The organism is Bacillus cereus group sp. Bc061 (assembly GCF_027715825.1).
Lineage (GTDB): Bacteria > Bacillota > Bacilli > Bacillales > Bacillaceae_G > Bacillus_A > Bacillus_A paranthracis.
Genome location: NZ_JAQFTZ010000002.1, coordinates 856,975 through 877,666 on the forward strand (window position 1 = coordinate 856,975; position 20,692 = coordinate 877,666).

A 20,692-nucleotide genomic window follows, 5' to 3' on the forward strand; every position below is an offset into this window, starting at 1 on the left:
TTCCTTATTTTGCGTCGTACCAAGTTGGACCGTAAGAATAATCAACTTTCAACGGAACTGCGAGTTCAATTGCATGCTCCATTACTTCTGGTACAAGCTTCTCTAATTTTTCAATTTCTTCTTTTGGTGCTTCAAATATTAATTCATCGTGTACTTGCAATAGAAGACGCGCTTGTAATCCTTCTTCTTCTAAACGATCTGCCATAATAATCATCGCTTTTTTAATAATATCTGCTGCAGTACCTTGAATTGGTGTATTCATAGCTGTACGCTCAGCAAAGCTACGCAAGTTAAAATTACGACTCGTAATTTCCGGAATGTAACGGCGGCGATTTAATAATGTAGCTACATATCCTTTTTGTTTCGCATCTTTTACGATGTCATCCATGTATTCTTGTACACCAGGGAAACTTTCTAAATACTTTTCAATAAATTCCGCTGCTGCTTTTCTTGTAATTCCTAAGTTTTGTGAAAGACCATAATCACTAATACCATACACAATTCCGAAGTTAACAGCTTTCGCTTGTCGTCTCATATTTGAAGTTACTTCATCTTTTTCAACGCCAAATACATCCATAGCTGTTTTCGTATGAATATCCATGTCATGTTGGAACGCGTCGACTAGCCCTTTATCATTTGCAATATGAGCTAATACACGAAGTTCAATTTGTGAATAATCCGCTGCGTACATAATCCATCCTTCTTCTGATGGAACGAATGCCTGACGAATCTTTCTTCCTTCTTCTAATCGAATCGGGATATTTTGTAAGTTTGGATCCGTTGAACTTAATCGGCCCGTTTGCGTTAATACTTGATTGAAACGAGTATGGATTTTAGATGAATCTTCATGTACAACTTTTAATAAACCTTCAATATAAGTTGAATTTAGTTTCCCTAATTGACGGTAATGTAAAATGTTTGGAATAATTTCATGGTGATCCATCAGCTTGTCTAGTACATCAGCTGACGTAGAATATCCTGTTTTCGTCTTCTTAATAACCGGTAAGTTTAAATTCTCAAACAGAATAACACCAAGCTGCTTCGGTGAATTAATATTAAATTCTGTTCCCGCCAGCTTATAAATTTCCTGTTCCATTTCCTTTAATCTACCTGCAAGTTCTTCTCCCATATTACGAAGACGTTCTGTATCAACTTTTACACCTTTTACTTCCATATCAGCTAATACACGTGCAAGTGGTAATTCTAACTCTGTAAACAGTTCATATTGCTCATTCTTTTCTAACTCTTCAACGAATGTTTGCTTCACATCATATAATACATGCACTTTACGAGCTACATGCTCCGCTACTATCTCTAGCTCTGGAACAGCACGCTTCGCACCTTTTCCGTAAACTTCTTCATCAGATTTCACAGCATGCGTTTCTTTCATTTTCGCTACAGTACGGAAATCTTTATCTGTATCAGCTGGGTCAAGTAAGTAAGCAGCAATTAATAGATCAAAGTCAATCCCTTGCATATCTATACCGTTCCATTTCAGTGCAACGATCGCACGCTTCGCATCAAATGTATACTTTCTCATTTCTCCATCTGCAAGCCACTCTTTAAAAGCATCTGACTTAAGTGCAATGTCTGTCTGAATAAAGTAACATCCGTTTTCATTTTGAATACCGAAACCTTGAATATCTGCTTTATGATAATTATCTTCTTGTACTTCAACGATAAGCGCACTATCTTGCTGAAGCATTTCTTCTGTAACTTCTTCTACAATATCAAATGTAATATCATCTAATTCAGCTGGAGCCGTTTCTTCTGGCGTAACACCTAATTTATTTAAAAGAGATGTGAATCCTAAATTCTCGAACATTGGAATGACATCACTTGGCTCATATCCTTTATACTCCATATCATCCACATGCACAGTAATCGGTGCGTCTGTAATAATGGTTGCAAGATCTTTACTCATAAGAGCTTGGTCTTTATTTGCTTCCAGCTTTTCTTTTAATTTCTTCCCGCTTACTTGATCTATATTTTCATACACTTCTTCAACCGTTCCAAACTGTGTTAACAATTTAATCGCAGTTTTTTCACCAACTCCTGGTACACCTGGAATATTATCTGATTGGTCTCCCATTAAACCTTTCATATCGATAATTTGCTTCGGTGATAAACTGTATTTCTCAAATAAAGCTTCTTTCGTATATTCATCTACTTCCGTAATCCCTTTTCTAGGAATGCATACAAGCGTGTTATCAGAAACAAGTTGAAGTAAATCTTTATCTCCTGAAATAACTTTTACACTAGCTCCTTGTTCACTCGCTTCTTTCGCTAGCGTTCCCATAATGTCATCCGCTTCATAATTTTCTAATTCATAACGCGGTACATTGAATGCATCAAGCATCTCACGAATAAATGGGAATTGCTCTGATAACTCAGGCGGAGTCTTTTGACGTCCTCCTTTATACTCACTATATGTTTTATGACGGAATGTCGTTTTCCCAGCATCAAATGCTACTAACATATGCGTCGGTTTTTCTTCCTCTAATATTCTCATTAACATCATTGTAAAACCGTAAATTGCGTTCGTATGTATACCTTTGTCGTTATTTAAAAGCGGTAGTGCAAAGAAAGCACGATACGCGATATTATTACCATCTACTAATACGACCTTTTTTTCCAAATCAGAAACCTCCCCATACAAATTTGAAATGATTTTTTTCACAGAAAAAAACCGTTTCTTTCCTCTCTCTATATTAACATGACTAATAGAGAGAAGAAAAATAACGGTTATTTTCTTTCATATATAAAACAGACTGATATTGGCATAAAGGGAAGTGACGAGAACAGCTTAACTATTCTCGTCCAAAATTACTCCTTGGATGAAGGGGTTTTCATGTATTATATTAACAGAGCTTTATTAATATTTAATTAAGCCATTGTTAATATATTGTAAACATCCTTCATCCTATTTTTCAGTTGCTGATTTTGGTAAAACAACTGTAAAGGTTGTCCCTTCTCCTACTTCACTATCCACTGTAATCGTACCGTGATGGGCCTCAACTAAATGCTTTACAATCGATAACCCAAGGCCTGTACCACCAGTATTTCTACTTCTCGCTTTATCCACTCGGTAAAAGCGTTCAAAAATACGCGGAATTTCATCTTTACTAATACCAATTCCAGTATCCGACACTTTTATATAAGCATTATATTTATCTTCTGCTAATTCTACAGAAACAACGCCTCCAGCCGGTGTATATACGATTGCGTTATTCATTAAATTAATAAAGATTTGCTGCAAACGACTTGGATCTCCAATGACAGAGACACGTTTTAATGCATTTACTTGTAAAGAGATTTCTTTTTCTCCCGCTTTATTATCAAGCACCATATGAATATCTTCAAGAAGTCCCTTCATATCAACGGTACCCATATTCAATTTAAATCCTTGTTGCTCAATCTTTGATAAATCTAATAAATCTTCAATTAATCCTTGCATACGTTCACTTTCTTTTAAAATAATATGCAAGAAATGCTCGCAGAATTTTTTATTATCCATAGCACCGTCTAAAAGTGTTTCTGAAAAACCTTTAATAGAAGTAATCGGCGTTTTTAGTTCATGAGAAACATTCGCTAAAAAGTCTTTTCTCATTTGTTCTAACTTTTTCAGCTCAGTAATGTCATGGAATACAAGGACAATCCCTTTCCATTCATGGTTCGTCCCGATAATCGGTGCTCCATATACCTCGAAATGCTTTCGCTCAATTCCAAGTGGCAATAACATTTGTTTGCGCACTTTCACTTCTGTCATAAAGATTTCTTCCACAAGCTCTATAATTTCCGGATGATGAAACGACTCATAATATAAACGATCTAAATATTCTTCATCTGTGACGTGGAAAGTTTCCTTATACGAACGGTTTACAAGGTTGATATAACCGCGGCTATCAATTAAAATCATTCCGCTTCCCATATTTTCAATTAACGTATGCAGACGATCTTGTTGCATTTCTTGCTCAAGTGTCATCTCTTGTAAATTACGAGCTAAAATATTAATCGCTTTACTTAACATTCCCGTTTCATCCGAATGACTTTCATAAGCGCGTGCTTTATAATTACCCTTCGCTAATTCGATGGCAACTTTCGTAACGGACTCAATCGGCCTAATATATTGCCCTGTAATTTTCATACCTAAAAATACGACTACAAGACACGCAATAACAAATCCGATAATTAATAATCCCCACGTTTTTTGATGAACGTCTTTCAAAGGCTCAATTGTGCTCTTCACAAAAATGTATCCTTGTTTCCCTGCTACATCTTGCACGAACACCGCATGGTAAAATTCATTATTTTGATCTGTTTCTTTCGTAATGACTTTATTTCTTTGTTTCGTTGTTTCAGAGGAAAGTTCTTTTATTATCCCTTGGCTAAAAGCAGACGGTTCTCCCCCGCTATATTGAACTTTCTTTTTCTCATCTACAAAGGCAATAGAAGCCTGAATTTTTTCTTCTAGCTTTTTAAATATATATGGATTTTTAAAAACATCATCAAAACCTTGTTCTTCTGCTAATACCGCAACATACTCTGTCTCTTTTACCATTCTCTCTTTCGCATGATCTATATAATAGTTTTCAAACACGGTTTCCAGCAATAAACCGAGTCCGACTAAAATAAAAACAATAAGAGAAACAAATGTAAAAAGAAGCCTGGAACGAAATTTATTCATCCCCTTTTGGCTCCTCTAATTTATATCCTAAACCACGTATCGTTTTAATGTACGTCGGTTTTTTCGTATTTTGTTCAATTTTATCGCGCAAATGGCTAATATGAACGTCAACAATTCGTGTATCACCAGCGAAATCATAATTCCATACAGCACTTAATAATTGATCACGCGTTAATACGCGACTTTTATTTTTCGCAAGATAAACAAGTAGTTCAAATTCTTTTGGTGTTAATTCAAGCTTTCTTCCTTGGAAATAAGCCTCATAAAACTCCGGTAAAATTTTAAGTTCAGCAATTGTAATGCTCTCTTCATCTGACGATTCTGTAACTTGCTCTTCTTGTTGTAATTTCGTGCGGCGTAAAATTGCCTTCACACGCGCAACAACTTCCCTTGGGCTAAATGGCTTCGTCATATAATCATCCGCCCCAAGTTCAAGACCTAGCACCTTATCGAACTCATCATCTTTTGCTGTTAACATTAAAATTGGCGTCATAACGCGCTGCAATCGTAATTCTTTACATACTTCCATACCATCCATTTTTGGAAGCATTAAATCTAATATAATTAAATCTGGACGTTCTGTTGTCGCTTTTTGAAGCGCCATTTCTCCATCCATCGCTGTTATCACTTCAAAACCAGCTTGTTGTAAATTAAATTCGATTAAAGTTAAGATAAACTCCTCATCATCAACTACTAAAATACGATTGTTCATTCTTTTCCTCCAAGTTATAGACTTGAAACCTTCTTCATCCTAGTATTTTCCCCGTTATTCTCATCATACTAGAAAACAAGGTCCCTCTCAATATAATTGTCTATTCATGGATTCGGATTGCGCAATTAACTTGTAGTGATCCATACTTTATACACTTCTATATCTTTATTCAATTCAATACTCGTATGGATATGATATTCTCGACTTTGCGCTAAGAAAAAGATACAGCGTACGCTATTTTATAATCTAGCGTTTCATATCCATCAAATAGTCTTCCATACATTTCATTCGCAACCCCGTCCGCCCATACTTCAGCTTCTCTTATCGTTTCAAAGATAACGTCTTCTCTCTTCCACTTCATCTTAAAAAAACCCTTTAATTGACTTTAATTACCAATTAATATATTATTAATTTTAATATATTAATAAATGCAATAAAGGAGCTATTATGCGAATATTACTATCTATTTTAACTTTATTAGTAACATGTTTCCTTACTTTTAACGTACCGAGCTGGGATACGATTAAAACGGGGTGTTCAGATTTTGCTGAAGGGTTCAAAGAGGGATTCTTCAACTAAAAATAGCGCTAGCCCCCTTATGAAAGGCATGCTAGCGCTATTCACATTTTCATGTTTTAAAAATTATCTAATGCTTTTTCCATAATAGAGACTGATTTGTAAGGTGGTGTTACTGTTAATGAGCCTTTCACAACAGTATCCCCTTTTTCATCATGAGCAGATACAAGCATATCAATTGTATGTTCCTCCTCAGAAACAGCCACAACTTCAAAGTGGATTTGTAACGTTTCATAATGGTGAACATGCTTCACGAACGTAAGGTCCTTTCTCGTAATATGACTACCTGGACCTGGTAAATATTTCGTAACTGCCGTTGTAATCATTCCAGTTAGCATAATGCTTGGTACAATCGGCTTTTCATACGGAGTTTGGGATGCGTAATCATGCTGAATATATAATGGATTGGCATCATTCGTTAACCCTAAGTACAATAACAAATCTTTATCCTCAATTTTTTCAGTGATAGATAATTTCTCTCCTACTGTAATTTCATCCATTTTACGACCAATTTGAACTTTTTTCTTTAACATGTTACAACCCCCTCCGATTTTTTCACCTTATTATCCTACTAAAAGCGATACTTGATCCGACATTTACTATGATGAGGGCAATGTATAGTATAAATCTACAGTTTCATTATAGGATATTACAAATGATAGCGTTTTCATGTTATTTCAAAAAAACATTTGTATAAATAGTAGAAAAAGATTCGGGGCCCCGAATCTTTTTCTACTTATATTTAATGATTAAACAAGAACCTTCATAACATTACGTACAGATTCTACAGAGCGATCTAACGCTTCTTTTTCATCTGCAAGAAGTTCTAATTCAATAATTTTTTCAATTCCGTTACCACCTAGAATTACTGGTACCCCTAAGTAAAGGTCACTATAACCGTATTCACCTTCAAGGTACGCAATAGCCGGTAATACACGGCGTTGATCTTTTAAGATTGCTTCTGTCATTTCAACTAAAGAAGCAGCTGGTGCGTAATATGCACTACCGTTTCCTAATAAGCCTACAATCTCGCCGCCACCTTTACGGGTACGTTCTACGATTGCTTCTAAACGCTCTTTCGGAATTAACGTTTCTAACGGAATGCCACCTGCATAAGAATAACGTACAAGAGGTACCATATCGTCACCGTGTCCACCAAGAACAAATCCTGTAATGTCTTTCACAGAAAGATTTAATTCTTGTGCGATGAATGTACGGAAACGAGCTGTATCTAATACGCCCGATTGACCGATAACACGCTCTTTCGGGAATCCAGCTTCTTTAAATACAGAATATGTCATTGCATCAACTGGATTTGTTAACACAACAATAATTGCATTTGGTGAATGTTTTGCAATGTCGCGCGTAATACTTTTCATAATTTTGGAGTTTGTTGCTACTAAATCATCACGGCTCATACCAGGCTTACGCGCAATACCTGCTGTAATCACAACAACGTCAGAATCAGCAGTATCTGCGTAATCAGATGTTCCAATAATGTTAGCATCAAAACCTTGTACTGGGCTCGCTTCTAACATATCTAACGCTTTCCCTTTTGTTGGATTTTCCAGCTGTGGAATGTCCACTAATACAACATCTGCAAGTTCTTTTTGTGCTAATAAGAATGCTGTTGTTGCTCCTGTAAATCCTGCACCGATGACTGAAACTTTCTTGCGTTTGATTGTCATAATTTACCCCCCACTTTAATTATGCGTTTTTGATTATCGCTACATCCATGTTTTTAATAAGTTCATTAGCGAACTCAGAACATTTCACTTCTGTTGCACCTTCCATTAAGCGTGCGAAATCATAAGTTACTACTTTTGAAGCAATTGTTTTCTCAACTGAAGCAGTTACTAATTTCGCAGCTTCGTTCCATCCTAAGTGTTCTAATAATAATACACCAGAAAGAAGAACTGAAGATGGGTTTACTTTATCTAAACCTGCATATTTTGGAGCTGTACCGTGCGTAGCTTCAAAGATAGCATGTCCAGTTACATAGTTAATGTTTGCACCAGGTGCAATACCAATTCCACCTACTTGTGCAGCAAGTGCATCAGAGATGTAGTCTCCGTTTAAGTTCATTGTTGCAACAACATCGAACTCACGTGGACGAGTTAAAATTTGTTGTAAGAAGATGTCTGCAATAGAATCTTTTACGATGATTTTTCCAGCCACTTCAGCGTCTGCCATCGCTTTATTCGCTGCATCTTTACCATCTTTCTCAACGATACGATCATATTCAGCCCAAGTAAATACTTTGTCGCCGAATTCTTGTTCCGCTACTTCATAACCCCAGTTTTTGAAAGCACCTTCTGTAAATTTCATAATGTTTCCTTTATGAACTAATGTAACAGAAGAGCGTTTTTCGTTAATTGCATATTGAATTGCAGCACGAACAAGACGCTTTGTCCCTTCTTCTGAGATTGGTTTAATACCAATACCAGATGTTTCTGGGAAGCGGATTTTATTAACACCCATTGCTTCTTTTAAGAAAGCAAGAACTTTTTCTGCTTCTGGAGATCCTTGCGCATATTCAATTCCAGCATAAATGTCTTCTGTATTTTCACGGAAAATAACCATATCAGTATCTTCCGGACGTTTTACAGGTGAAGGAACACCTTCAAAATAACGAACTGGACGTAGACATACATATAAATCTAATTCTTGACGAAGTGCTACGTTTAGAGAACGAATACCACCGCCAACTGGAGTTGTAAGTGGACCTTTAATCGCGATTAAATATTCACGAATTAAATTTAAAGTTTCTTCTGGTAACCACTCGCCTGTTTGGTTGAATGCTTTTTCCCCTGCAAGCACTTCTTTCCAAACGATTTTCTTCTCACCATCATAAGCTTTTTCAACTGCTGCTTCTAGTACACGAGATGCAGCTGCCCAAATATCAGGACCAATTCCATCTCCTTCGATAAATGGAATAATCGGATTGTTTGGTACATTCATAACACCATTAGTTACAGTAATTTTTTCACCTGTCGTCAATGTGATAACCCCCATGTTTGAAATTTCATATGTATGAAACTGAGGGAATAACCCCTCAGTTCAAACCGTTAGTCAAATTAAAATATTCTAATCATTACATCTTTCCGAAAAAATCAGACTTTTGAAAGCGTATTTTCACTATCAAAATAGTGTTATTCGCTTATCGTTGTGCAATTGGAACATACACTTGATGTGTTGGTCCATTATAATCAGCACGCGGACGGATTAAACGGTTATTTTCATATTGTTCTAGAATATGAGCTAACCAGCCTGACATACGGCTAATTGCAAAAATAGGTGTAAATAAGTCATGGTCAATTCCTAAACAATGGTATACAGAAGCTGAATAGAAATCAACATTTGGTGGAAGACCTTTTTCTTTTGTTACAATGTCTTCAATTTTGATAGACATATTATACCATTTCTCTTCTCCTAAAAGCACGCATAATCTCTTAGACATTTCGCGTAAATGTTTTGCACGCGGATCACCCTGCTCATATACACGGTGGCCAAAGCCCATGATTTTCACTTTATTTTGAAGAGCATTATGAATATATGATTCTACATTTTCTTCTTCGCCAATTTCAGTTAACATCTTCATTACATTTTCATTTGCCCCACCGTGAAGAGGACCTTTTAACGCACCGATTGCTGCTGTAATGCCAGAATATACATCTGAAAGTGTAGCTACACAAACGCGTGCAGTAAATGTAGAAGCGTTTAACTCATGATCTGCGTGAAGTACAAGCGCCTTATCAAAAGCTTCAATTTCAACTTCATTTGGCTCGCGATCATTTAACATGTACAAGAAGTTTGCAGCTAATGATAAATCATTTCTAGGCTCAACAACATCTAAACCTTTACGGATTCTTGCGTAAGCAGCAACTAAAGTACCCACTTGAGCCTGTAATTTAACCGCTTTCAAATAATTGGACTTTTCATCCATAATTTCAGCGCTCTCATCGTATAATGATAGCATGGAAATTGCAGTTCGTAAAACAGACATCGGATGTGCGATTTTTAAATCTACTTGTTTCAAATATGCTAAAATCTCACCTGGAACTTTATAGTATTCCGATACAATCTCATTAAATTTCGCTAGTTCTTGCTCGTTAGGAAGCTTGCGATGCCATAATAAGTACACTACTTCTTCAAATGTAGCATTCTCAGCTAAATCATCAATATTATACCCAACATAAGTTAATGTATCATCAATAATAGAGCTCACAGATGATGTTGTTGCTACTACCCCTTCTAAACCTCGAATAACAGTCATGACATTCTCTCCTTTTCCTGAAAATTCTCCCAACCTTGCTTCTTATATCTATTTGCTCCCCTTTTGAATTATGAACGCCCGTTCACTCTTTAGGCAAGCAAAATGCACGATCATGCAAATTTGTTGCGATGTTCCCCTCTTATTGTCCATTGTCTACATGGAAAGCATGAGCGTGAATGTCTCCCCGAATCCTCACGCTCAAAACAACAAGTTAGTGAGGAAAATGAATTCCGAAGAGTTTTATGATAAAAACAACATAAAACAATATCATTATAAAATTGTTTTATGTTGTTTTTATTTTATCTGGTGTAAAGTCTCTGCTGTTATGTAACTTTTCAAAGTTTCTAATCCTATTATAAACAATTATCTGACTTTTGTGAACAGAAAGAATTCAAAAATTTTATATTACTATAAAATTCCTTATTTAAACATCTGTATAATACTCATTACTGCATAGGCAATTCCAGCCCCAATTAATGGACCTACAGCGACCCCATTAAATAAAGCAACTGCTATAATTGTCCCGAAAACGAGCGCAGTTGTAATATGAGGATCTGTCGTTAATAATTGTACGCCACCTTTTGCTAACAGAGCAACTGCTACCCCTGAAGCTAAAGCAATCCATGCATAATACGATTTCGCTGCTTCTCCAAGTTGCTTAAATCCTATTTCCCCCGTCGCAATCGGTACGAGTACTGCTATTGTAATAACCGTAACACCGAGGTTAATCCCTTTCGTTTGTAGATAAGGAAAGACTTTATCCCCTAGAAATGTAAATTTTAATAGAAATAACACACCAATAGCTACAGTAAGCGATTGGTTTTTCGCAATAAGTCCTATAATAAGTAGTATGAATAAAAATAACGTTGACTGACTAATCATGTTTGCACTTCCTTTCTGAAAATAATGAACTCATTTCCAAACAAAAATACCTTTAAACCTATCGTTATACATGCTATATCGATGCCTATTCAACATGAATCACTTCATTTTTTTACGCATTTTAAAATGACAAACTGAGACTTTCACCATCCAAATGTAAGCATGTATACATTTTAAAAAACGGGCGTCTCTCCTTTCTTTTCTAATTAGAAACAGGTAAAATAAAAAGAAGAGAAAATGAAGTTTTTACCATATAGTAGAAGCATCAACACCAAGCTTTCACAGTCACTCACGTACTGAAAAAGCAGGAAAATCCATCATTCCACTATAACATAAAGTGAAACTTTAATCAGTGGGGCACACTCGTTACAAGTTGAACGAAATAGGATAATCCAAATTGGAATGGGAGGTATACATCTTTGAATCGAAACTTACTATATATGATATTGCGACTCGTACTTGTCATTATAGCGACGGTAGCCGGGTTCTATGCATTACTATATATGTCAGGGCTTATCTACCCTTTTATTATCGCTTTCGCATTTGCTTATTTGATTAATCCTGTCGTCAATTTCCTTAATCAAAAACTACAATTTCCTCGCGCACTCGCAGTACTCGTTAGCTTAATTCTCGTATTTGGAGCTATCGTCGGACTCGTTACATATCTTGTAACAGAAGCAATATCTGCCACAACATACTTACTACAACTTGTTACAGTAAAATTTCCGGATATCGTTGCATTCGCTCAGCAGTTTGCACTTAATCATATTATGCCTCTCTATGATGATTTAATCTCTAAATTTAATCATCTTGGGGAACCACAGCGCTATACGATTACACAAAACATCCAAAACTTAGGAACCGAAGCAACGACACAAATGAAAGAACTTTTAACCGCCATTATAAGCGGGTTAACAAATTTCATTAGTGCACTACCAACCACTTTAACTGTACTTGTATTCGTTTTATTAGCCACTTTCTTTATTAGTTACGATTGGCATCGTCTTGCTCAGAAAGTAAGAAAGTTTTTACCCAACCGTGTTCATGGCTATGGAAAAACTATTTTTGTGGATTTAAGAAAAGCTTTATTCGGTTTTGTTAAAGCGCAACTTACACTCGTATCTATGACAACTGTTATTGTACTAATCGGACTTTTAATATTACGCGTACCATACGCCATTACTATCGCGATTATTACAGGGGTTGTAGATTTACTCCCGTATTTAGGAACAGGGGCTGTCTTCGTTCCTTGGGTTATATACGTATTTTTCACTGGCGACACTGCTTTCGCCATCGGTCTTCTCATTTTATACATCGTCGTGATTGTCCAAAGACAAATTATGGAGCCAAAGGTACTTTCATCTAATATCGGCCTCGATCCATTAGCAACACTGATTGCTCTATTTGTCGGCTTTAAGCTCTTTGGCTTCTTAGGATTAATCATCGGTCCAGTCACCTTAGTACTACTTAATACATTGCACAAAGCTCGTGTATTCCATGATTTGTGGAAATATATTAAAGGCTCACCTTCAAAATAATAGTTTCTAATTCATACACAACAAAAAACTTACATGTAATCAGTGGGAAATTCCCACTGATTATTCCTTGTACTTATTTTTCATACTCATTACATAAAACAAGAGAATTGCACTCAAAAAAGATAATTCTCTTGTTTTTTTGCATAAAAAACGCATATTTCGTGGTGATTTTACATATTTATTCTATTAATTTTATAATTATTACTTACATTTATTACTTTTTATGTAAATGAATAAATATACAAAATAGCACAGAATGAGACTTAAACTGACCATTTCCCTGCTCTTATTTAACTTTTTTCGTTCCAATTCATTCTTTTACATACAAAAACAATCTTAAGTTCAGATTCCCACTTTAAACACACTGATTAAGAGCTAATAACTCCTCAAATCGAAAAAAATACACAACAAATACAATAAGGTAAAACTTTAATCTACAAGGATCCTATCCCCATCGATTATTAACCGTCACGTTCGCCGCATGTTAAAACACATCTTTCGTTAACTGAACTTTAACCACCCTCTCATCCTGTTGCAGATAAAAAAAATAGTACTTAGATCGCTATGATCTAAGTACTATTTCTGCACAATAATAGTAGAGTTCTTTCTAAACTTCCATTCCATCCACTTCATAACAAACGGTTTCAACAAAGCCCTCGTCACAGGAATAACAAAGATAAAACCCATTATATCCGTTACATATCCAGGAAGCACTAAAAGAATACCCCCTACAAAGATAAAAATACCATCTAAAACCGCTGCTCCTGGCATTTCTCCTCTATTCAACTTAGATTGAATCTCTCCAAGTACTTTAAACCCTTGTCTTTTCGCCAAATACACACCTACAACGCCTGTAAATACGATCATAGCGAACGTAGACCACAAACCTATTACATGACTCGATCCAATTAAGACTGTAATCTCAATAGCCGGTATTAATATAAACAAGAATAGTAACCACTTCATAGTTCTACACTCCTTTCATATACCATCACTTTTAACGCCCTCAAAACGCTCATATACACCACATGAAATCCGAATGCACTTTCCTATCAAATTTCATAATAAATAGCTTTTAAAAGCAATTTCAGACGCCTCAAGCTAGTTTTATCTCATTTTTTGTGTAAAAAAAAAGAGAAGGACTCCGATCCTTCTCTCCGTATTACTTATAGCACTTCCGCATGTCCATTATAAACAATTCCGCGTGCTGCATCAACTGTTACTTCTTGGCCATTTTTTAAAGTTGCTGTTACGCCGTTTACACCAACGATAACAGGAATACCGATTGATACACCTACAACAGCCGCATGGCTTGTTAGGCCGCCTTCTTCTACAACTAGAGCAGCAGCTTTTTCAATTGCAGGAATCATATCTTTATCAGTGCTTGTTGTAACAAGGATATCACCTTCGTTTACGTTTGCTACAGCTTCAGCAGCTGTTTTCGCTACAACTACTTTACCTTTTGCAGCTTTACGACCGATTCCTTGTCCTTTAGCAACCTCTTCACCAACAACGTGGATTTTCATTAAGTTTGTTGTACCAGTTTCAGCAACTGGAACACCAGCAGTGATTACTACAGTGTCTCCAAGTCCGATTAGACCTGCATCCATACCTGTTTGAATCGCTGTATCTAACATTTCGTCAGTAGAAGCTGCACGCTTCTCAGCCATAAATGCTTGTACACCCCAAACAAGTGCAAGACGACGTCCTACTTGCTCGTCAGATGTTACAGCTACGATTGGAGATTTTGGACGGTATTTAGAGATCATTTTCGCAGTATATCCACTTTCTGTTGGAGCTACGATTGCAGCTACATCAAGAGCAAGTGCTGTATGCGCAACAGATTGGCTAATTGCATCTGTAATTGTTGGAGTGAACTCTTTAATACGTTTTTTGAACATATCTTCATATTGTAATGATTTTTCAACACGTACTGCAATGTTAGCCATCATTGTTACTGCTTCTACTGGGTATTGTCCAGCAGCTGTTTCACCTGAAAGCATGATTGCGTCTGTACCATCGAAGATTGCGTTAGCTACGTCACTTGCTTCCGCACGAGTTGGACGTGGGTTACGTTGCATAGAATCTAACATTTGTGTTGCAGTAATAACTGGTTTACCTAACACGTTACATTTTTTGATTAGACGTTTTTGTACTAATGGTACTTCTTCTGGTGGAATTTCTACACCCATATCACCACGAGCTACCATTAAACCGTCAGAAACCTCTAAGATTGAATCGATGTTGTCGATACCCTCTTGGTTTTCGATTTTTGGTACGATTTGGATGTATTGAGCGTTATGCTCTTCTAGTAATTCACGGATTTCTAATACGTCAGCTGCTTTACGTACGAATGAAGCTGCGATGAAATCAACTTTTTGCTCGATACCGAAGATGATATCTTTTACGTCTTTTTCAGTGATACCAGGAAGCTTAATGCTTACGTTTGGTACGTTAACACCTTTTTTATTTTTTACAGTTCCGCTGTTAAGAACTTTTGTACGGATGTTTCCGTCAGCTTTTTCGATTACTTCTAGCTCGATAAGACCGTCATCGATTAGAATACGAGAACCTGGGTTTACATCGTCATAAAGACCAGCATAAGATACAGAGAACTTCTCTGCAGTACCTAATACTTGCTCAGTAGAAATAACTACTTCTGCACCTGTTACAAGCTCAGCTTGTCCGTCTACGAAGTCGTGAGTACGGATTTCTGGACCTTTTGTATCAAGTAAGATACCAACTGTTTTACCAGTTTTCTTTGAAGCTTCACGAATGTTTTTAATACGAGCGCCGTGCTCTTCATGGCTACCATGAGAGAAGTTTAAACGAGCAACGTTCATACCTGCTTCGATTAATTGCTCTAATTTTTCAATACTTTCACTAGCAGGACCTATAGTACATACAATTTTAGTTTTACGCATATTGCACCTCCGAAAATTATGAAACCGTTCCCAAATATCCGACATTACGCCGATTAGATGGATAATTCTTTAGATAATTGACACATATCTTTATCGATTGTATGTTTTTGAGCTAACGCTTCGATAATGTCATGATCAACAAGTTTATTATTTTGAATACCTACACAACGTCCACCTTTACCAGCAATTAACAATTCAACTGCTCTTGCACCAAGACGACTTGCTAATACACGGTCTTGTGCACTTGGTGATCCACCACGTTGTACGTGACCTAATACAGTTACACGAGTATCAAAGTTTGTTGCTTCTTCAATGTGCTTACCGAAGTCAATTGCACTTCCAACACCTTCAGCTACAACGATAATACTGTGTTTTTTACCACGTTCACTACCGCGTTTCAGACGAGCGATAACCTCATCCATGTCATACTCTTCTTCTGGAATTAAGATTGTCTCCGCACCATCAGCTAAACCAGCCCATAATGCGATATCACCAGCGTGACGTCCCATTACTTCGATAACATATGTACGTTCATGAGATGTAGCTGTGTCACGAATTTTATCAATTGCATCAATAACAGTATTTAAAGCTGTATCGAAACCAATTGTAAAGTCTGTTCCAGGGATATCATTGTCGATTGTACCTGGTACACCAACACATGGGAATCCTTGTTCAGTTAATTTTTTAGCGCCTTGGTAAGAACCATCTCCACCAATAACAACAAGTCCTTCGATACCGTGTTTCTTTAATTGCTCGATACCTTTTAGTCGTACTTCTGGGTCTTTAAACTCAGGACATCTTGCTGTATATAATTTCGTACCACCGCGGTGGATAATATCGCCAACAGAACCTAGTTCTAATTTTTCAATGTGACCAGAAATTAATCCAGCGTATCCATGGTAAATACCATATACTTCAATATCATGGAAAATCGCTTTACGAACAACTGCACGAATGGCAGCATTCATACCAGGTGAATCTCCACCACTTGTTAATACACCAATACGTTTCATTTGTACTCACCTCATAAAGATTATTTGCCTTATAATAAAATAACACGAAAAAATATAAAAATACAATGGAGAAGATGTGTCTTTTCATAATAAAAACGTGCATTCGCGAAGTGGAACGCACGCTTTTCTTATTTTATCCAAATGGAAGCGTTTGAAAACGAAACTTGCCCAATTTTCATATATTTTTCATAACGTTTTTCGAGTAATTCATCTTTCGAAATTCCGTTTAATTGTTCAAAAGTTTTTCTAATCATTAAATCTATATTTTCTGACTGTTTCAAAATATTACGGTGTGCTCCACCTTTTGTCTCTGGAATAATTTCGTCAATTACACCTAATTCTTTCAAATCTGCTGCTGTAATTCTCATCGCCTCTGCAGCTTCCTTTGCTTTTCCTGCATCTTTCCAAAGAATTGCCGCTGCACCCTCTGGTGTAATAACAGAATAAGTGGAATTTTCTAGCATATGAATGTAATCTCCTACTCCAAGACCTAGTGCACCACCGCTACCACCTTCGCCGATAACGATACAAATAACAGGCACCGTTAAGCCTGCCATTTCAAATAAATTGCGGGCGATCGCTTCACTTTGACCACGTTCTTCAGCAGCTTTACCAGGATAAGCTCCTTTCGTATCAATAAAACAAATAATTGGACGATTGAACTTTTCCGCCTGCTTCATTAAACGCAATGCTTTTCGATATCCTTCTGGGTGAGGCATCCCAAAATTACGGCGAATATTTTCTTTCGTATCTTTTCCGCGTTGATGCCCGATTACAGTTACAGGCATCCCTTTATACTTCGCAATGCCGCCGACAATCGCTGCATCATCGCCAAATAGACGATCTCCATGACATTCAAAAAAATCAGTAAATAAGTGCTCAATATAATCGAGCGTTGTCGGTCGTTCTGCATGACGAGCAATTTGAACACGGTCCCATACTTTCATATTGCCGTATATATCTTCCTCTAAATTTTCTAGCTTGTCTTCCAAAATACGAATCTCCTCACTGAAGTCCATCTGGCTGTTTTTCGTATAGTCTTTCAGTTCACGAATCTTATTTCTTAGCTCAACAACTGGTTTCTCAAATTCTAGCTCTGCCATACAGCCATTTCCCCTCCTTGATGAACTTCTAAAATCTTACGAAGCGATTCTCTCATATCATCACGATGTACCACCGCATCTAATTGACCATGTTCTAGTAAGAATTCTGCCGTTTGGAAATCTTCCGGTAGTTTCTCACGCACCGTTTGTTCAATTACACGTCTACCAGCAAATCCGATCAGCGCCCCTGGTTCTGCAAGATTATAATCACCAAGTGAAGCGAAACTCGCTGAAACCCCGCCCGTCGTTGGGTGAGTCATAACAGAAATAAATAATCCTCCTGCATTACTATGCTTTTTCAAAGCTACGCTTGTTTTTGCCATTTGCATTAAACTTAATATCCCTTCTTGCATACGGGCACCACCCGAAGCAGTAAAGATAATAAATGGAACTTGTAAGTCGTATGCCTTTTCAACCGCACGGGCAATTTTTTCTCCTACAACAGAGCCCATGCTCCCCATTCGAAAACGAGAATCCATTACTGCAACAACAACAAGCATGTCATCAATTGTTCCTTCACCAGTTACAACCGCTTCGTTCAAGTCAGTCTTCTTACGATCGCTCTCTAGTTTCTCTTCATAATCTGGAAACTCGAGTGGATTTAATGAAACCATTTCTTTGTCATACTCACGGAATGACCCTTCGTCCAATATACTATCAAGACGTTCCCATGCATTCATAGGATGATGATATCCACAATTCACACATACTTTTAAATTTTTTAGAAGCTCTTTCGTATACATGATTTTTTTACATTTCGGACATTTTGTCATAACGCCGTCTGGTACATCTTTTCGTACTTGTTCTGAAGGTATTGCAGCGTACTTTTTCTTTTTCACGAATAAATCTCTTAGCACAATTTGACCCCCTTCGTTGAGAGCTAAGGTTAGCGTAAGAAGAAAATTGGGCTAACACCAAAGTTTGATGTTAGCCTTATCTTCTCAATCTGTCTAATAACCTCACTCTTTACGTTTAACTTTAACCGCTACGCGATAGAATGTTTGTCATAACGTGTCATGGTCATTTCGACAAATTTTATACATTACGAGTGAAACTGTATATTCTCTACTAATTCATCGTAAATTTTTAGTGCATCATTTTCTTGTTTTTCTTCCAAAATAGCGTAAAGCTTTCTATACATATCGATAGAATCTCCTGAAACTTTACAAGAAAGCGTTGATACGTAATCATTTACGATCATCCAAATGCGATATAGTAAATAATTATCGACTTGTTCAATAAGTGTTTTAAAGAACGTTTGGTGAAGCATTGGAACTGAGTTTTCATTTCCCTCAAGCACTTGATGTAATTTACTTAGCACTTTAGAAAACATTTCTTTCGGTAAATTACATACAATTCGAATCATATCTTTCTCAAGCAATCGTTTTGTTTGTAATAAATCACGAATTGTTTTCTCATCTTGCAGCAAGAACGGAGCAATCAATTGTACAAGACCGTTATCGTAAAAGTTTCGAATAAACGTCCCTTCACCACGTCTCGTTTCAATTAATCCTACAAGTTCTAAAGCACGCAACGCTTCTCTTACAGAGGAACGTCCTACGTTTAAACGTGAACTTAACTCACGCTCAGACGGCAAACGATCCCCTGCTACCAATCCATCCTCTTCCATAATGGAACGGATTTTTTTTACAATTTCGAGATATACTTTTGTATTTGATGATGTCAATGGAAATTCCTCGCTTATTCTTTACCAATCAGCGCTAATTGTTTTGTTTTCTCAGCAACTTCATTTGGATCTACTTGACGGCGAGCTACTCCTGTCTCCATTGCAGCTTTTGCAACGTAAGCTGCTACTTGAGGCGCTACACGCGCGTCAAACGGTGCTGGAATGATATAGTCTGCATTTAACTCATCTTCTGCTACAAGCTCAGCAATAGCCTGTACAGCTGCCATCTTCATTTCTTCGTTAATTTGTGTCGCATGTACGTCAAGTGCACCGCGGAAAATACCAGGGAACGCTAGTACATTATTTACTTGGTTTGCGAAGTCAGAACGACCCGTTCCAACAACAGCTGCGCCCGCTGCTTTTGCCAATTCTGGCATAATTTCTGGAACTGGATTCGCCATTGCAAAAATAATTGCATCGTCATTCATTGTACGAACCATCTCTTCTGTTAATGCACCTTCTGCAGATACACCAATGAATACGTCCGCACCTTGTACAACATCAGCTAAAGAACCTTCGATACGATTCTTATTTGTATATTTTGCCACTTCATCCTTCACCGGATTCATACCTGTAGGACGACCATCATAGATTGCCCCTTTACGGTCACACATAATAATGTCGCGTACGCCATAGCGATATAAAAGTTTAATAATTGCAATACCTGCTGCACCTGCGCCATTTGCGACAACTTTAATGTCAGACATTTTCTTTCCAACTAGTTTTAGCGCGTTCACAAGACCCGCTACTGTTACGATAGCTGTTCCGTGTTGATCATCATGGAAGATAGGAATATTTGTTTCTTTTTTCAAACGTTCTTCAATAATGAAGCAGTTTGGTGCTGCGATATCCTCTAAGTTAACGCCGCCAAAAGTTGGCTCCATTAATTTTACAGTTTCAACAATTTTATCTACATCGTTTGTATTTAAGGCAATTGGGAATGCATCTACACCAGCAAAGCTCTTGAATAATACAGCTTTACCTTCCATTACTGGAAGAGATGCTTCAGGTCCGATGTTACCAAGACCAAGTACAGCCGTTCCATCTGTCACAACTGCTACCATATTTCCCTTCATTGTATATTCATATACCTTACTTTTATCGTCATAAATTTCTTTACAAGGTTCTGCAACCCCTGGAGAATATGCAAGACTTAAATCTTTTGCATTTTCTACTTTTACTTTTGATACAGTTTCTAATTTTCCTTGATGCACTTTATGCATGTGAAGTGCTTCTTCACGAAGTGTTGACAAACTATCCACTCTCCTCAAATTATTCTTGCTGATATCAATTT

Annotated in this window: 17 protein-coding genes and 1 pseudogene; 2 read left to right on the forward strand and 16 right to left on the reverse strand. The window is 37.0% G+C overall.

The features are described from left to right. Positions 1–4: 4 nt before the first annotated feature. From polA to PDQ40_RS13790, 4 genes and pseudogenes are all read right to left on the reverse strand, one after another. Positions 5–2,638 carry a DNA polymerase I gene (polA, locus tag PDQ40_RS13775; RefSeq protein WP_000412813.1) on the reverse strand — a complete coding sequence of 878 codons (2,634 nt, stop codon included), beginning with the start codon at positions 2,636–2,638 and terminating at the stop codon, positions 5–7. Between the two features lie 285 nt (positions 2,639–2,923). Further along, positions 2,924–4,687 (reverse strand): sensory box histidine kinase PhoR, encoded by a 1,764-nt coding sequence (phoR, locus tag PDQ40_RS13780; protein WP_001032111.1) that lies wholly within the window; start codon positions 4,685–4,687, stop codon positions 2,924–2,926. Next, positions 4,680–5,399, reverse strand: coding sequence for a two-component system response regulator PhoP (gene phoP / locus PDQ40_RS13785; RefSeq protein ID WP_001065225.1), 720 nt, complete (start codon positions 5,397–5,399; stop codon positions 4,680–4,682). The genes phoR and phoP overlap by 8 nt, the downstream gene beginning before the upstream one ends. A gap of 125 nt (positions 5,400–5,524) precedes the next feature. Further along, positions 5,525–5,760 (reverse strand): annotated as a pseudogene (locus PDQ40_RS13790) (hypothetical protein). 86 nt (positions 5,761–5,846) lie between these two features. On the opposite strand from PDQ40_RS13790, the gene PDQ40_RS13795 reads away from it, so the two are divergent. Then, positions 5,847–5,978, forward strand: a complete 132-nt coding sequence (locus PDQ40_RS13795) for a hypothetical protein (protein ID WP_002022497.1) — start codon at positions 5,847–5,849, stop codon at positions 5,976–5,978. Positions 5,979–6,034: 56 nt separating this feature from the next. Here the strand turns inward: PDQ40_RS13795 and PDQ40_RS13800 are convergent, their stop codons facing one another. The 5 genes from PDQ40_RS13800 to PDQ40_RS13820 all read right to left on the reverse strand — a co-directional run bounded on the left by PDQ40_RS13800 (position 6,035) and on the right by PDQ40_RS13820 (position 11,133). After that, positions 6,035–6,508, reverse strand: coding sequence for a MaoC family dehydratase (locus PDQ40_RS13800; RefSeq protein WP_000914178.1), 474 nt, complete (start codon positions 6,506–6,508; stop codon positions 6,035–6,037). Positions 6,509–6,724: 216 nt separating this feature from the next. Continuing rightward, complete coding sequence (mdh, locus tag PDQ40_RS13805) at positions 6,725–7,663, reverse strand: malate dehydrogenase (protein ID WP_000153232.1); 939 nt, start codon at positions 7,661–7,663, stop codon at positions 6,725–6,727. Between the two features lie 19 nt (positions 7,664–7,682). After that, positions 7,683–8,975 (reverse strand): NADP-dependent isocitrate dehydrogenase, encoded by a 1,293-nt coding sequence (gene icd, locus PDQ40_RS13810; protein ID WP_000206898.1) that lies wholly within the window; start codon positions 8,973–8,975, stop codon positions 7,683–7,685. A gap of 160 nt (positions 8,976–9,135) precedes the next feature. Then, complete coding sequence (gene citZ, locus PDQ40_RS13815; RefSeq protein ID WP_000503660.1) at positions 9,136–10,284, reverse strand: citrate synthase; 1,149 nt, start codon at positions 10,282–10,284, stop codon at positions 9,136–9,138. 387 nt (positions 10,285–10,671) lie between these two features. After that, a complete protein-coding gene (locus tag PDQ40_RS13820) occupies positions 10,672–11,133 on the reverse strand; it encodes a DUF441 domain-containing protein (protein WP_000625507.1) in 462 nt (153 codons plus the stop codon). 419 nt (positions 11,134–11,552) lie between these two features. Here PDQ40_RS13820 and ytvI point away from each other — a divergent pair, with 419 nt between their 5' ends. Continuing rightward, complete coding sequence (gene ytvI, locus PDQ40_RS13825) at positions 11,553–12,671, forward strand: sporulation integral membrane protein YtvI (protein ID WP_270691458.1); 1,119 nt, start codon at positions 11,553–11,555, stop codon at positions 12,669–12,671. A 576-nt stretch (positions 12,672–13,247) separates the two neighbouring features. Here ytvI and PDQ40_RS13830 read toward each other — a convergent pair. The 7 genes from PDQ40_RS13830 to PDQ40_RS13860 all read right to left on the reverse strand — a co-directional run bounded on the left by PDQ40_RS13830 (position 13,248) and on the right by PDQ40_RS13860 (position 20,621). Continuing rightward, a complete protein-coding gene (locus PDQ40_RS13830; RefSeq protein ID WP_000871627.1) occupies positions 13,248–13,637 on the reverse strand; it encodes an FxsA family protein in 390 nt (129 codons plus the stop codon). A gap of 200 nt (positions 13,638–13,837) precedes the next feature. Further along, positions 13,838–15,595 (reverse strand): pyruvate kinase, encoded by a 1,758-nt coding sequence (gene pyk / locus PDQ40_RS13835; RefSeq protein ID WP_001232661.1) that lies wholly within the window; start codon positions 15,593–15,595, stop codon positions 13,838–13,840. Between the two features lie 53 nt (positions 15,596–15,648). Continuing rightward, positions 15,649–16,608 carry a 6-phosphofructokinase gene (gene pfkA / locus PDQ40_RS13840; RefSeq protein ID WP_000821160.1) on the reverse strand — a complete coding sequence of 320 codons (960 nt, stop codon included), beginning with the start codon at positions 16,606–16,608 and terminating at the stop codon, positions 15,649–15,651. A 128-nt stretch (positions 16,609–16,736) separates the two neighbouring features. After that, on the reverse strand, positions 16,737–17,711 hold the full coding sequence (accA, locus tag PDQ40_RS13845) for an acetyl-CoA carboxylase carboxyl transferase subunit alpha (RefSeq protein WP_000818796.1): 975 nt from the start codon (positions 17,709–17,711) through the stop codon (positions 16,737–16,739). Continuing rightward, a complete protein-coding gene (gene accD, locus PDQ40_RS13850; protein ID WP_000942861.1) occupies positions 17,699–18,568 on the reverse strand; it encodes an acetyl-CoA carboxylase, carboxyltransferase subunit beta in 870 nt (289 codons plus the stop codon). The genes accA and accD overlap by 13 nt, the downstream gene beginning before the upstream one ends. A gap of 185 nt (positions 18,569–18,753) precedes the next feature. Further along, positions 18,754–19,398, reverse strand: a complete 645-nt coding sequence (locus tag PDQ40_RS13855) for a FadR/GntR family transcriptional regulator (RefSeq protein WP_000204431.1) — start codon at positions 19,396–19,398, stop codon at positions 18,754–18,756. 14 nt (positions 19,399–19,412) lie between these two features. Further along, positions 19,413–20,621 (reverse strand): NAD(P)-dependent malic enzyme, encoded by a 1,209-nt coding sequence (locus PDQ40_RS13860; protein ID WP_001970845.1) that lies wholly within the window; start codon positions 20,619–20,621, stop codon positions 19,413–19,415. Positions 20,622–20,692 lie beyond the last annotated feature (71 nt).